Source organism: Pseudenterobacter timonensis (assembly GCF_900021175.1).
GTDB lineage: Bacteria > Pseudomonadota > Gammaproteobacteria > Enterobacterales > Enterobacteriaceae > Enterobacter > Enterobacter timonensis.
On the sequence record NZ_FCOP01000007.1, the window covers coordinates 108269 to 122199 of the forward strand.

At 57.9% G+C, this 13931-nt stretch carries 15 protein-coding genes and 1 pseudogene; 9 read left to right on the forward strand and 7 right to left on the reverse strand.

All coding sequences use genetic code 11. The annotated features are described in order from the left end of the window. Window positions 1–9: 9 nt before the first annotated feature. Window positions 10–324 (reverse strand): PTS sugar transporter subunit IIB, encoded by a 315-nt coding sequence (locus tag BN3796_RS01530; RefSeq protein ID WP_061706688.1) that lies wholly within the window; start codon window positions 322–324, stop codon window positions 10–12. Between the two features lie 293 nt (window positions 325–617). Between BN3796_RS01530 and BN3796_RS01535 the strand changes: the two genes are divergently transcribed. Beyond that, window positions 618–1568, forward strand: coding sequence for a LacI family DNA-binding transcriptional regulator (locus BN3796_RS01535; protein ID WP_061706689.1), 951 nt, complete (start codon window positions 618–620; stop codon window positions 1566–1568). Window positions 1569–1583: 15 nt separating this feature from the next. On the opposite strand, the gene BN3796_RS01540 is transcribed toward BN3796_RS01535, so the two are convergent. Next, the gene (locus tag BN3796_RS01540; protein WP_061706690.1) at window positions 1584–1880 is read right to left on the reverse strand and encodes a YicS family protein; all 297 of its coding nucleotides are present in this window, start codon (window positions 1878–1880) and stop codon (window positions 1584–1586) included. Window positions 1881–2037: 157 nt separating this feature from the next. On the opposite strand from BN3796_RS01540, the gene BN3796_RS01545 reads away from it, so the two are divergent. Further along, entirely contained in the window at window positions 2038–2457 is a 420-nt protein-coding gene (locus BN3796_RS01545; RefSeq protein ID WP_061706691.1) for a GNAT family N-acetyltransferase, read from the forward strand. Here BN3796_RS01545 and BN3796_RS01550 read toward each other — a convergent pair. Further along, window positions 2454–3113 (reverse strand): TetR/AcrR family transcriptional regulator, encoded by a 660-nt coding sequence (locus tag BN3796_RS01550; protein ID WP_061706692.1) that lies wholly within the window; start codon window positions 3111–3113, stop codon window positions 2454–2456. The genes BN3796_RS01545 and BN3796_RS01550 overlap by 4 nt on opposite strands. Window positions 3114–3190: 77 nt before the next feature. On the opposite strand from BN3796_RS01550, the gene BN3796_RS01555 reads away from it, so the two are divergent. The 4 genes from BN3796_RS01555 to nlpA all read left to right on the forward strand — a co-directional run bounded on the left by BN3796_RS01555 (window position 3191) and on the right by nlpA (window position 7470). Further along, window positions 3191–4708 (forward strand): MDR family MFS transporter, encoded by a 1518-nt coding sequence (locus tag BN3796_RS01555; RefSeq protein ID WP_061706693.1) that lies wholly within the window; start codon window positions 3191–3193, stop codon window positions 4706–4708. A gap of 79 nt (window positions 4709–4787) precedes the next feature. After that, entirely contained in the window at window positions 4788–5540 is a 753-nt protein-coding gene (locus tag BN3796_RS01560; RefSeq protein ID WP_061706694.1) for an isocitrate lyase/PEP mutase family protein, read from the forward strand. Continuing rightward, complete coding sequence (locus tag BN3796_RS01565) at window positions 5524–6597, forward strand: bifunctional transcriptional activator/DNA repair enzyme AdaA (protein WP_061706695.1); 1074 nt, start codon at window positions 5524–5526, stop codon at window positions 6595–6597. The genes BN3796_RS01560 and BN3796_RS01565 overlap by 17 nt, the downstream gene beginning before the upstream one ends. Window positions 6598–6669: 72 nt before the next feature. Further along, on the forward strand, window positions 6670–7470 hold the full coding sequence (gene nlpA / locus BN3796_RS01570; protein ID WP_061706696.1) for a lipoprotein NlpA: 801 nt from the start codon (window positions 6670–6672) through the stop codon (window positions 7468–7470). Window positions 7471–7505: 35 nt separating this feature from the next. Here nlpA and BN3796_RS01575 read toward each other — a convergent pair. Beyond that, window positions 7506–8555: pseudogene (locus tag BN3796_RS01575) on the reverse strand (NAD(P)-dependent alcohol dehydrogenase). A gap of 225 nt (window positions 8556–8780) precedes the next feature. Between BN3796_RS01575 and BN3796_RS01580 the strand changes: the two are divergent. The 3 genes from BN3796_RS01580 (at window position 8781) to BN3796_RS01590 (ending at window position 11523) form a co-directional block, all read left to right on the forward strand. After that, entirely contained in the window at window positions 8781–9665 is an 885-nt protein-coding gene (locus tag BN3796_RS01580) for a LysR family transcriptional regulator (protein WP_061706697.1), read from the forward strand. Between the two features lie 101 nt (window positions 9666–9766). Continuing rightward, window positions 9767–10546 (forward strand): MBL fold metallo-hydrolase, encoded by a 780-nt coding sequence (locus tag BN3796_RS01585; RefSeq protein WP_061706698.1) that lies wholly within the window; start codon window positions 9767–9769, stop codon window positions 10544–10546. A gap of 23 nt (window positions 10547–10569) precedes the next feature. Continuing rightward, on the forward strand, window positions 10570–11523 hold the full coding sequence (locus tag BN3796_RS01590; protein WP_061706699.1) for a GlxA family transcriptional regulator: 954 nt from the start codon (window positions 10570–10572) through the stop codon (window positions 11521–11523). An 80-nt stretch (window positions 11524–11603) separates the two neighbouring features. On the opposite strand, the gene BN3796_RS01595 is transcribed toward BN3796_RS01590, so the two are convergent. The 3 genes from BN3796_RS01595 to BN3796_RS01605 all read right to left on the reverse strand — a co-directional run bounded on the left by BN3796_RS01595 (window position 11604) and on the right by BN3796_RS01605 (window position 13875). Next, a complete protein-coding gene (locus BN3796_RS01595) occupies window positions 11604–12563 on the reverse strand; it encodes a YbgA family protein (RefSeq protein WP_061706700.1) in 960 nt (319 codons plus the stop codon). An 81-nt stretch (window positions 12564–12644) separates the two neighbouring features. Continuing rightward, window positions 12645–13055, reverse strand: coding sequence for a hydroxyisourate hydrolase (gene uraH, locus BN3796_RS01600; RefSeq protein ID WP_061706701.1), 411 nt, complete (start codon window positions 13053–13055; stop codon window positions 12645–12647). Window positions 13056–13146: 91 nt separating this feature from the next. After that, entirely contained in the window at window positions 13147–13875 is a 729-nt protein-coding gene (locus tag BN3796_RS01605; protein WP_061706702.1) for a MerR family transcriptional regulator, read from the reverse strand. Window positions 13876–13931: the final 56 nt, after the last annotated feature.

Consider the following 13931-nt stretch of genomic DNA (forward strand, 5'->3'; position numbering starts at 1 on the left):
GTTCACCTTTTAGTGCGCCGCTTCGATCAGCGACAGTGCATAGTCCAGGACCTTATCGCCACGCTGCATGCCGTAATCCATCGTATCGATGGCTTGCACCGGTATGCCCTGAGTAGCGGCCTTGTCTGAAAGGGTTTTTAACATGTATTTCACCTGGGGTCCGAGAAGCACCACCTGATATTGCGGAAACTGGATGTCAAATTCGGAAACGCCGTAGGCGTCGATTTTGACCGGCAGACCACGGCTTTCCGCCGCTTCAACCATTTTCCTCACTAAAAGACTGGTGGACATCCCCGCAGAACAGCACAGCATAATCTTGAACATCGACAACCATCCTCAAAATGTAAAAAGTTATTGCGTGGATGATTGGATAACAGATGGAAACCGGTTTCCATTTATAAAAGACAGAATTGTGACAACCATCAATAACGGTTGCTTATGAGGCTAATTATCACGATTTTGATCACATTATTTGGCTGCTTTTAACGCAATTTGAGGGGAAACGGAAAATCGGTTTCCATGAAAAACGGAAACGGCTATACTCCTTTCTGGCGATTATCTGAGCCACAGAAGTGACAGGATTTACAGGGACAGCGGTTGTCCGCAAGGGGAGAGAGATGTCTACAATCAACGATGTATCACGTCTGGCCGGGGTGTCGAAAGCCACGGTATCGCGGGTGTTGAGCGGGTCGCGCGGGGTCAAGGAGGCCAGCCGCCAGGCCGTATTGAAAGCGGTGGATGAGCTGAACTATCGGCCAAACGTTATCGCCCAGTCGCTGCTCAGCCAGTCTACCGGCTGTATTGGCGTTATCTGCGCGCAGGAGAACGTCAACCAGACCACCGGCTACCTCTATGCGCTGGAAAAACAGCTCAGCCAGCACCAAAAGCATCTCCTGCTGCGTTTCGCCAATACCCGGGCGGAGGTGATGACCGCGCTCGAAGAACTCTCCTGTGGACTGTGCGACGATGTGTTGATTATTGGCGCGCGTTTCCCGCTACATATCGACCAGGAGAATGTCATTCTGGTGGACTGTATGGAGACGGAGAACGCTAACAGCATCCATTTCGATCACGCCTTCGCCGCCGAGACGGCCTGTAACTACCTGGCGAGCCAGGGTCGTCGCCAGATCGCGCTGATTCACCCTTACGGCAGCGGCTTTGCCGATCAGGTGCTGCTGGGCTACAAACATGCGCTGGAGAAAAATTTCCTGCCCTTTAATCGCAACCTGGTCTTTATGGAGGCCACCTCCTCCTCCGTGGCGCTCCAGGAGCTGCTGAATAACGCCTCGACCCTCAATTTCAACGCGCTGCTGGTGGCGGATGAGCAGGAAGCCCAGCGCGTCATTCCGCAATTGCAGGCCTTTAACAAGTCGGTGCCGGAAGAGATTATGGTCTTTAGCCTGGCGGGATCGCTGCATCTGCCTGGTATTCCCGTCATCCCGGCGATTGAATATTCGATGGATGCGATGGCGGCGCGCATCGCCGACTGGTTAACGGCGAAAACGCGGATGCTCGGCGCTTATGTATTGCGCGGGGATCTGATTATCCCGGATATTCGCAAGCGCTAACCTGCGGGGGAGGAGTTAATAATCCTCCATGCAATCCACCTTGCTCACCGCTTCCCAGTAGTTGTCGAGGTTATCCCGCTCGACGGCCAGCAGGGCGTTTTTTACCAGGATGCGGTTCACCTCGGATGACATTATCATCGCCTGCCACTCTTTATCGGTCTGCCTGCGCTGCGGCGCGCAGACTTTTTTGATGTCCTTCATCACCGCCTGACGCAGCTTTGCCTCTTTTGCCGGGTCCGACTGCTCCTGCGCATGTACAAATACAGCGAAGAGGAGACAGAGTATCAGACAGAACAGGTGCGCGACTTTCATAGAACCTCCGCAGTAATAACAGACCCTCTCTGAAATATATCGTTACAAACGGCAGCATGATTCAAGCCAAAAGTATGATTTCCCGCGACGAAGAGTATGAGTGTACTGACCGTCCAAAGCGTGCAATAGTGTGACTTATCAATATACAGGAGGGGATATGCAGCTGAGCGTCACCGATAACATTGCCGAACAGGATCACAATGACCTTCTCGCCGGCTTACGCGCCTATAACCAGCAGTTTATCGACCTGCCGCTCGCCCATGGCGACATCGGCCTCTTTGCGCGTGACGACAAGGGCACACTGCAGGGCGGGCTGACCGGGCAACGCACGGGCGAATGGTTCTGCATCAAATACCTCTGGGTGAGCGAGGCGGCTCGCGGCACCGGGCTGGGCAGTCGACTGATGCAGGCGGCGGAAGAGGAGGCCAGGCGCAAGGGCTGCGGCCATGCGCTGGTGGACACCTTCAGCTTCCAGGCGCGGCCATTTTACGAGAAGCAGGGCTACCGGCTGCAGATGACGCTGGAGGATTTCCCCTACCAGGGAATGCAGCGGTATTATCTTTCTAAGCCGCTTTAACCCGCCATTCCCGAGCCCGTCACCGCCAGCGCATGACGCACGATCGTCTCCGGCGAGAGGGATGCTAACCTTTCGTCGTTGCGCATCCTTGAGAAGGGCACCAGCACAAGGCTGAGTAAGGTCGTGAAGAGAAGCTCAGGGGCGAGGGCGGGGTTCAGTTTGCCCTCCTGTTGCCAGCGGATGAGCAGGGCGAGCGTGGCGCAATATTCCTCTTCTCCCCAGCGGGCATACAGATGGGCGCGCAGCGGCGACATTTCGCCAATGACTTCCTGCATCCACAGCGGGGCGAACCAGGCGTGGCGTTCCGCCAGCCGGGCCAGCGTCTGTACCGTCTGCGTGAGCGCCGTAACGGGGTCGTCAGGATGGGCCTTAAAAACAGCGACAATCTCGCTGCGCAGCGGTAAAAAACGCTCTTCAATCATGGCGTCCAGCAGCTGTTCGCGCGAGTTGAAGTAGTAGTTCAGCATGGCGGGGGTGACGCCTGCTTCCTTCGCGATGGCGTTAAGCGACGTCTGCGCCATCCCCTGTCTGGAAAAGAGACTTAGCGCGATATCCAGCAGCCGTTCGCGTCTGGCCGCGTTATCCTGGCCGCCGCGCGGGCGCCCGGGACGACGGCCTGCAGAGCCAGGCTGAGAATTGTCTGTTAGTGCTTTCATGGCGTGTTCATCTCTTGACCGAAATCATAATTTCTACAAATATTAATTATGCATTTAATTAATTTCAAGGTTTCCTGATGGCGTTTGAACCCACAAACAAGGCTGAAGCCGCCGTGACGCAGAAAGCGCCGTCGGTGCGGCTTCTGTTCAGCGCGCTGCTGCTGGTCATGCTGCTCTCTGCGCTCGATCAAACGATTGTCTCTACCGCCCTGCCCACCATTGTTGGCGAGCTGGGCGGGCTGGATCGGCTCTCCTGGGTCGTGACGGCCTATATTCTCTCCTCCACCATCGTCGTTCCGCTGTATGGCAAATTTGGCGACCTTTTTGGCCGTAAAATCGTCCTGCAAATCGCGATTGTCCTGTTTCTGCTCGGTTCCGTCTTATGTGGGCTGGCGCAGAATATGACCCAGCTGGTGCTGATGCGCGCCCTGCAGGGGCTGGGCGGCGGCGGCCTGATGGTGATCAGCATGGCGGCCGTGGCGGACGTCATTCCCCCGGCGGATCGCGGGCGCTATCAGGGGCTGTTTGGCGGCGTGTTCGGGCTGGCGACGGTCATCGGCCCGCTGATCGGCGGTTTTCTTGTGCAGCACGCCTCCTGGCGGTGGATTTTCTATATTAACCTGCCGCTTGGGCTGTTTGCGCTGGTGGTGATTGGCGCGGTATTCCACGGCAGCGCCCGGCGTAACGCCCATGAAATTGACTATCTGGGAGCCTTTTACCTCAGCATGGCGCTGCTCTGCATTATCCTCTTTACCACCGAAGGGGGGACGGTACGGCCCTGGAGCGATCCGCAGCTCTGGTGCATTCTGGCGTTTGGGTTAACCGGTATCGCCGGGTTTATTTACGAGGAGCGCCTGGCATGGGAGCCGATCATTCCGCTGTCGCTCTTTCGCGATCGCAGTTTTCTGCTCTGCAGCCTGATAGGTTTTATCATCGGCCTGGCCCTGTTTGGGTCGGTCACCTTCCTGCCGCTCTATCTGCAGGTGGTTAAAAACGCCACGCCAACCCAGGCGGGATTACAGCTTATCCCCCTGATGGGCGGGCTGCTGCTGACCTCGATTGTCAGCGGGCGCATCATCAGCCGCACCGGGAAGTATCGTCTGTTTCCCATTCTCGGCACCTTGCTGGGGGCGATCGGCATGGTGTTGTTAACCCGAATATCGATCCACTCCCCGACGTGGCATCTCTACCTGTTTACCGGCGTGCTGGGGATGGGGCTTGGGCTGGTGATGCAGGTGCTGGTGCTGGCGGTGCAGAACAGCGTCTCCAGCAGCCAGTACGGGGTCGCCACCTCCGGCGTGACGCTGTTCCGCTCGATTGGCGGGGCCATTGGCGTGGCGCTCTTTGGCGCCGTGTTTACCCATGTACTGCAATCGGGGCTGATATCGCGCCTGCCTGAAGGGACGGTACTGCCGCGGGAACTGAACCCCGTCTCGGTAAATCATCTGCCGGACACGCTGCGGCTGGGCTACCTCGACGCCTTTGGCTCGGCAATCCACGCGGTATTCGTGATGGCGGCGGGCATTATGGCGCTGGCGTTTATCCTGTCTTGGTTCCTGCGCGAAGCGCCGCTGCGCCGAAGCCACCAGCAATAAAAATGGTCGTCCGATTTTCGGTTGTGAGGGGTGAGCGGAAAGCGCCACACTCATCCGACACCCTTTACCGGAGTCGACCATGGATTTCACCTCGCTTCACCACTCATCTTCGCCGCTACTCGTGGCTAACGTCTGGGATGCCAGCAGCGCGCTGGCGGCCCGGCAGGCGGGATACCGCGCACTGGGCACCTCCAGCGCCGCGATTGCTGCCATGCTGGGCTATGAGGATGGCGAACAGATCGCCCTGGATGAACTGCTGTTCATCGTCTCGCGCATCCGAACGGTTACCGATCTGCCGTTAAGCGTTGACCTCGAAGCGGGCTATGGCGATACCCTTTTCGCGATCCAGCGTCTGGCCCGTATTGGTGTGGTGGGCATCAATCTTGAGGACAGTCATGTGGTCAACGGCGTACGTCAGCTTGATGATGCCAATAGCTTTGCCGACAAGCTGGAGACCATCGCACAGGCACGCACCGGCCTGTTTTTAAACATCCGTACCGACAGTTTTGTTGTCGGTTGCGAAAATGCGCTGGAAGAGGCGCTGCGCCGTGGCCGTCTCTATGCCGGACGCGGCGCGGATGGCCTGTTTGTTCCGGGTGTGACGCAGAATGAAGATATCGCCACGCTGGTGCGTGAAATTCCCCTGCCACTAAACGTCATGTGTATGCCCGGCCTTGCCGATTTTGCCACCCTGCAGGCGTTGGGCGTGCGGCGCATTTCTATGGGCAATTTTGTGCATGGCGCATTACAAACAGCGTTAAACGCTTTACTGTCTTCCCTTCAGCAACAGCAAACTTTTGCGGGGTTATTCAGCCATGAAAGTCACCGATAGCGTTCAGTGCGATATCTGGTATCAGGCGCTGCTCGATCGTGCGGCAGAATATACCGGCGTGTTTTTCGTAGGTGTAAAAACAACCGGGGTGTTCTGTATCTCCGTCTGCCGGGCGCGTAAGCCAAAGCGGGAGAACGTAGAGTTTTATCGTGATGTGAAATCGGCGCTCGACGCGGGCTTTCGGCCTTGCAAAGTCTGCTGTCCGACAGAAAACGCCTGCTCTGCGCCGGTTTTTATCGGCCAGGCGTTGCAGCTGGTACGGGATAATCCCAAAACGCGCATCAGCGACGGTGAACTGTGCCAGCGTGGGATCAGCCCGGAGCGCGTGCGGCGCTGGTTTTTGCAAAACCATGGCATCACTTTCCAGGCTTTTCAACGTATGCAGCGGGTCAACGTTGCGCTGCAGGAGATCAAAAGCGGTCGCTCCACCACCGATGCGGCGTTCGACAGCGGCTATGAGTCGTTAAGCGGATTCGGCTATATCTGCAAAAAGCTCACAGGCCATGCGCCAGGCGAAGGGCAAGCGGTTATCGTAATCCATCGCTTCACCACCCCTCTCGGCCCAATGTTTGTTTGCGCGACGGAGCGGGGCGTTTGCCTGCTGGAATTTGTTGACCGGCGGATGCTGGAAACGGAATTTAGCGATCTGCAAAAACGGTTCAAAGCCAGGATCGTGGCGGGTGAAAACCACCATACCCGACAGGCGGAAACCGAGATCGGCGACTATTTTGCCGGGCGTCGCCAGCAGTTTGATATGGCGCTGGATATGCCCGGCAGTGCGTTTCAGCGCGCCGTATGGGAGGGATTACGGGCGGTACCGTTTGGCGAAACCACGCACTATCAGGCGCTGGCGGTCACCCTTGGCCATCCCGCTGCGACGCGGGCCGTCGCGGCGGCCAACGGCGCTAACCGCGTGGCGATTGTCATTCCCTGCCACCGTATTATCGGCAAGGACGGGTCGATGACCGGTTACGGCGGCGGGCTTGCGCGCAAGGAGTGGCTTATTAGCCATGAAAAAAAACACCGCCAGGGCGATATAACTTTTCCTTCTGGCTGATAGCGTTTCGTTTTTTAGCCTGCCGTTTCGTTGCCGTTATAGTCGTGAAAACAGTTAAAAAGGAACAGTCTGGTGAAACGTCGATTCGGTGCATTACTTCTTGCGGGCCTGCTGCTGGCGGGCTGCGATCAGAGTGGCGGCAATGGCAAACAGATTAAAGTTGGCGTGATTAACGGCGCCGAGCAGGAGGTGGCGGAGGTCGCCAAAAAGGTGGCGAAGGAGAAGTATGGCCTCGACGTGGAGCTGGTGGGATTCAGCGGCTCGCTGCTGCCGAACGACGCTACCGCGCATGGCGAGCTGGATGCCAACGTCTTCCAGCATCGCCCGTTCCTGGCGGAAGATAATAAGGCGCATGGCTATAAGCTGGTGGCGGTTGCCAATACCTTTGTCTTTCCGATGGCGGGCTATTCACGCAAAATTAAATCGGTTGCCGAACTGAAAGAGGGGGCGACCATCGCCATTCCTAACGATCCCACCAACCTCGGCCGGGCGCTGCTGCTGTTGCAAAAAGAGAAGCTGATTACGCTGAAGCCGGACGTAGGGCTGCTGCCCACCGCGCTGGATATCACCGCCAACCCGAAAAACCTGAAGATTATGGAGCTGGAAGGGGCGCAGCTGCCGCGCGTGCTGGACGATCCGCAGGTCGACGTGGCCATCATTAGCACCACCTATCTGCAGCAGACAGGGCTGTCGCCGGTGCATGACGGTATCTTTATTGAAGACAAAAATTCGCCCTACGTGAATATCGTGGTGACGCGTGAAGAGAACCAGGGGGCGGAAAACGTGAAGGAGTTTATCCAGTCCTACCAGTCGCCGGAGGTGGCGAAAGCGGCAGAGACCATCTTTAACGGCGGGGCGGTGCCGGGCTGGTAAAAAAAGGCGTATAGCGTGCCGCTATACGCCTTCTCTTATGCGTTCAGCGTGGCGATATCCATCACGAAACGATAGTGAACGTCGCCTTTCAGCATGCGTTCATAGGCCTCGTTGATCTGATCCGCGCGGATCATCTCGATATCGGCCACGATCCCGTGTTCGGCGCAGAAATCGAGCATCTCCTGGGTCTCCGGAATGCCGCCAATCATGGAGCCGGCAATCGAACGGCGCTTCATAATCAGGTTAAACACTTCCGGGGAGTCGTGCGGCGTGGCGGGTGCGCCCACCAGCGTCATGGTGCCGTCGCGCTTCAGCAGGACGGTAAACGCGTCCAGATTATGCGGCGCGGCCACGGTGTTTAAAATAAAGTCGAAGCTTTTGGTGTGCGCCGCCATCTCGTCGGCGTTACGGGAGACCACTACTTCATCCGCGCCGAGCGCTTTCGCCGCCTCGCGTTTTGATTCTGAGGTGGTGAAGGCGACCACGTGCGCGCCCATCGCGTGCGCCAGCTTGATACCCATATGGCCCAGCCCGCCGATACCAACCACGCCCACTTTTTTACCCGGCCCCACGTTCCAGTGGCGCAGCGGAGAATAGGTAGTGATCCCTGCGCAGAGCAGCGGCGCGACGGCGGCAAGCTGCGCGTCCGGATGGTTGATGCGCAGGACATAGCGCTCATGGACGACGATCTGCTGCGAATACCCGCCCAGCGTGTGGCCCGGCGCGTCATCGGTAGGACCGTTATAGGTGCCGACCATATGGTCGCAGTAGTTTTCCAGCCCGTCGTCGCAATCCTCGCAGTGCTGACAGCTATCAACGATGCAGCCGACGCCCACCAGATCGCCAACCTGATAGCGTGCTACGTGGTCGCCGGTCGCGACGACGCGGCCAACGATTTCATGGCCCGGCACGCACGGGTAGAGCGTTCCCGCCCACTCTGAACGCACCTGGTGAATATCTCAGTGGCAGATGCCGCAGTAAGCAATCTCGATCTGCACGTCGTGCGGGCCAGGCTCGCGGCGGCGAATATCCATCGCTTCGAGCGGCTGGGAGGCCGAAAAAGCGCCGATGGCTTTGATTTCCATGACTAGCTCCTGTGTTGAGGATCGTTGCGTATAGTGAACAGGGCCAGCGCGGCGGCAATGACTGACAGAGCGCCGATCGGGGGAGGCAGACTCGATAGTCCGGCGCCAGCGCAGGCAAACAGAAAAGTTTTTCAGGACAGGATGTTATTCTGGCACGCAGGCGGTAGCCTTACTAGCTAATGAATACTTAATGGGCTTATAAGTCTGGCTTATTAATGAGGCATGATGAAACGTAATCTGAACGATCTCTACGCGTTTGTCACCGTGGCGCGCGAAGGGAGCTTTACCCGTGCGGCGGCGCAGCTTAGCGTCACGCAGCCCGCCCTCAGCCAGGCGATCACCGGCCTGGAAAACCGTATGCAGATCCGTCTGCTTACCCGCACCACCCGCAGCGTTTCGCTGACGGCCGCGGGGGAGCGTCTGCTGAACGCTATCGGCAACCGGTTCGATGAAATCGAAGCGGAGCTGGAGATGCTCAACGCGCTGCGCGACAAGCCTGCCGGCACGGTGCGCATCACCTGTGTCCCGGGCGTGCTGACACGCACGCTGTTGCCAAAATTGACCCCGCTTTTGCGGGAATACCCCGATATCCATATTGAGTTCGATGCCAGCCACGGCTTTCGCGATATCGTGGCCGATCGCTTCGACGCGGGCGTGCGTATCGGCGATACCATCGACAAAGATATGATCGCCGTTCCCATCGGCCCGCAGCTGCGCATGGCGGCGGTCGCCTCGCCGGACTATTTTGCCCGCCATCCGCTGCCGCAAACGCCGCACGACCTGACGCAGCATCAGTGCATTAACCTGCGGATGATCAAATCTGGCGGCATCTACGTATGGGATTTCGACCAGAAGGGGGGCGATCTGAACGTACGGGTAAACGGGCAGCTAACCTTTAACACCGCCGAACATATCGTCGATGCTGCGCTGGCGGGTTTTGGCATCGCCTTTTTGCCGGAAGAGGAGTTTGGCGATCTGATTGACCAGGGGCGGCTGATCCGCGTGCTGGAGCCCTGGTGCCAGCCTTTTCCAGGCTATTACCTTTACTACCCCAGCCGCAAGCAGCCTTCCCCGGCCTTTTCGCTGGTGGTCGAGGCGCTGCGGGTATGATGGCGCAGCCTGGCCCGATTTCATCGATCATTGCCCTTTCGCCCACATTATGTCGGGCGGCGTGCGGCTATTCTCCTTATATCTGATAAAGAGGAGAGCCCATGAACATTACCCAGATTCGTAACGCCACCCAGCTTATTACCTACGGCGGGAAGCGTTTCTTAATTGATCCCATGCTGTCGCCGAAAGACGCATTTCCTGGTTTCCCGGGCACCGCGCGCGCCGGGATCCGCAACCCCATGGTTGATTTACCGGTCAGCGTTGAATCGCTGCTGGAGGTGGATGCTGTTATTGTGACGCACACGCATGAAGATCACTGGGATCGGGCGGCAAGCGAGCTGATCCCCAAAACAATGCCGATCTTCGTTCAGAACCAGCACGATGCGGATCTGCTGCGTTCGCAGGGATTCACGCAGCTGATGCTGTTGTCCGCAACAAGCGCGTTTGGCGATATTCAGCTTTACAAAACGGATGGCGGGCAGCACGGCAGCGATCGCGCCTATGCTGTACCGGAGCTGGCGGAGCGTCTGGGCGAAGCGTGTGGCGTTGTCTTTCGCCATCCGGATGAAAAAACGTTATATCTTGCAGGGGATACCATCTGGCGTGCGGAGGTGGCAGCCGATCTCCGCAAGCATCAGCCGGACGTGATTGTGCTCAATGCGGGCTATGCCCATGTGCTCGGCTTCGGGCCGATTATCATGGGCCAGGAAGATGTTCTGAACGTCCATTTTCTGCTGCCTCAGGCCCGGCTTGTCGCCACGCATATGGAGGCGATAAATCACTGCCTGTTAACGCGCAGCGCCCTGCGTGATTACGCCAAGGCGAATCAGTTTAGCGACGTGCTCGCTATTCCGCAGGATGGCGAAACGCTTACCTTTTAAGCAGGAGCGGGGAAGGAGAAGCCGTGAAACTTATCAATGTCGCGATTATCGCTGTGGAAGGGTTTATTCCTTTTCACTACTCCGTTCCCTGTATTCTCTTCAGCGATATGGTGGCGGGGAAAAAACGCTTTAACGTGACGTTGTGCGCCGAAATACCCGGTATTTATACGGCGCATGATGGCTTTACGTTACTTAACGCCACGCACGATTTTTCGGCGGTCCGGCAGGCGGATATCGTTATCGTCCCTTACTGGCCCCCTTCGACGGAGATTCCGCCGCAGGCGCTGCTCGACGCACTGGTAAAAGCCCGGGACAACGGCGCGGAAATCGTCGGACTCTGCCTGGGATCGTTCGTGCTGGGTCACGCCGGGCTTCTGAAGGGGAAACGCGCCGTGACTCACTGGGAGTTTGAACGCCAGTTTCAGGCGCTGTTTCCTGAAGTGCAGCTGGATATCAATGCGTTATACGTGGATGACGACCGGATCATTACTTCGGCAGGCACTGCCGCCGCGCTGGACTGCTGTTTGTATATTATTCGCCAGCGCTTTGGCAGCGTGGTGGCTAACCAGATCGCCCGACGCATGGTCGTCTCGCCGCATCGTGAAGGGGGGCAGGCGCAATATATCGAACAACCCGTTCCCGGTGACACCCGTGACGCCCGCATTAACGGCCTTATCGACTATCTCCAACAGCATATTCATGAGCCACTTACGCTCGACGCGCTGGCAGAAAGGGTCTCCATGAGCCGCCGCTCGCTGACCCGCCATTTTATGAAAGCGACCGGCATGAGCGTTGCCGACTGGCTCACCGCCGAACGCCTTCGTCGTAGCCAGATTTTACTGGAAGCCGGCAATGTGTCGATTGAGCGGATTGCGGAGAAGGTGGGGTTTTTATCTGCCGTCACCTATCGCCAGCAGTTTAAAAAGCGATTTGGCGTGAGTCCGGCACAGTGGCGTAAAACCTTCAGAGATCCATAAAAAAAGACGACAGTGAGGGTGTCGTCTAAGGGTGTTGCTTATGGGGCCTTTAGGGCCAGAGGCCTTCGCTTTATAGGACGTCAGGCGACAGCAAGACGTAAGCCTAAATCGTCGGGATAGGGATCGAAGTAATTCTGCGTCAGCAGGTAGCGGTCAGGGTATTCCGCCAGATAGTGCTTCAGCAGGGTGAGCGGCGCGAGAATGGGCAGCAGCCCGGCGCGGTAGTTGAGAATGATCTGCCGCAGCTCGGCGCGCTGGCGTACGTTAAGCTGCTTATGAAAATAGCCCTGGATATGCATCAGCACGTTGGTGTGATTTTTACGCGAGGCGGGCTGTTTCAGGATCGCCATCAGCTTCTCCCGGTAGGCGACAAAAAATGCCTCCAGATCGTCCCACTCGTGCATAGCGGCGACAAACGGCCCGATTTCGCGATATCCCGCCTGATGGTGCGCCAGTAGCTGCAGCTTGTAGCGGCTGTGGAAGTCCAGCAGGGCGCGGCGGGTCAGGCCGCGGGCGTGCAGCGTGTTTAGCTCATGCAGGGCAAAGACCCGCTCGACAAAATTCTCCCGCAGTATTGGATCGTGCAGACGACCATCCTCTTCCACCGGCAGCCACGGGTAGCGCGCCAGCAGGGCGGCGGTGAACAGCCCTACGCCCTCCTTGCGGCCACGGTTGCCTTTCTCATCATAGAGCCTGACGCGCTCCATGCCGCAGCTCGGTGATTTGGCGCAGACAATGAACCCGGCCAGATCGCCGATGCGCGGGAGATAGTTTTCCGCAAATTCCGCCATCTTCGCCGACACGTCATCGTGTGGCGCGTGGCTGAACCGCATCTGCACCTCGCCATCCGTGGTCTGGATCAGGCGCAGCGCCGGACGGGGCACCGGCAGGCCAATCGCCATCTCCGGGCAAACCGGCCTGAAGGTCACCCACTGGGCCAGCTCATCCATGACAAAACCCATGCGCTTGTGCCCGCCGTCAAAGCGTACGGTCGAGCCGGTCAGGCATCCGCTAATTCCGAGTATGGGCTGAGTCTGCATGATGAGCCTCTTCTGTTTTCAGGTGATGAAACCAGTATAGCCCAAACTTACACAAATGTGTTTTTATGTGGAAGTTTTATCTCAGCTGCCTTTATAGGTGGAGTAGCCGTACTGGCTGAGCAGCAGGGGAATATGCAGTTTTTCGTTGGTGCGGGTGACGGTAAACAGCACCGGAATTTCCGGGAAGAAGGAGTCCAGCTTTTGGCTGCGGAAATATTCCTGGGTCTTAAAGGTCACCTTATAAACACCCGGCTGCATATCCTGATCCTGCGGGAAGAGCGACTTAATACGGCCATCCTGGTCGGTTTTAGCGCTGGCGAGCGTGGTCCACTTATCCTGCTGCTGTTTTTCCAGCGTGACGGTAACCGCCGGGGAAGGCTGGCCAGTCTGCTGGTTAAGGATGTGCACGCTCAGCGTCCCGGCGGGGGCGGCGCTAAAGGCGGACGGCGCGGCAAAGGCGGATAACAGCAGAAATCCGGTGAGTTTTTTCATTGTTTTGTCCTGTTTGAATGATGGTGAACAGGACGAAATGTAGCAGCCCTTTTGGCGGAAAATGTTCAATTTTCCGTGATAAAAGGGCGGGTCAGAGGATGATAATCTCCAGCGAGTCGAGCGTTTCGCGCCAGCGCTCGGCCTGTTTCTGACGGGCGGCAGTGAGTTTGCCGCTGGTCACCAGCAGCCAGCGGCGAGCCGGGAACAGCTCCGGCGCCAGCGTCCCGGGCGGAACGGGGAGCAGGTCGATACGGTGCCCCTGTCCGGTACGCTTCAGCGCCTCCAGCCAGATTTCACACGCATCATTCAAATGCCAGCCGCTGATCAGACAGTTATCCCCCGGCGCTTTTTTATCCCCCTCCAGGCAAAACGCCGTGTAAGAGAGAATCACCCCGTCCAGCACCGCGCGCAGGGTCATCATCGCGGCCGTATTGCCCGACAGACGGCTGCGCAGGGGGCGCAGCACCTCCGTGACCAGCTCCGGACGTGGATATTCGCGGCCCGCGTTGTAGATCTGCTGGCGCAGGGAGTCGATTTTCCCCTCCTGCAGTCGCGCCAGCAGCGTCTCCTGCAGGACGAGCCAGTTATTGGTGCGCTGCGGTTCGGGGCGCTCCAGCAGAGCCTTGACCTGGCTTACCGGCACCCCTTTTTTCACCCAGTCGAGGATCTTCAGCGCCTGCTGCACGTCGGCGTCGCTGTAGAGACGATGCCCCCCTTCGGTACGCAGCGGCTTCAGCAGACCGTAGCGGCTCTGCCATGCCCGCAGCGTGGTGGCGTTGATTCCGCAAAGCCGGGCAAATTCGCCGATGGAATATGACATGGGAGATCCGCAGAGAGAGAAATGTCTCAATATTCTACGAATATTTCCCCGACTGC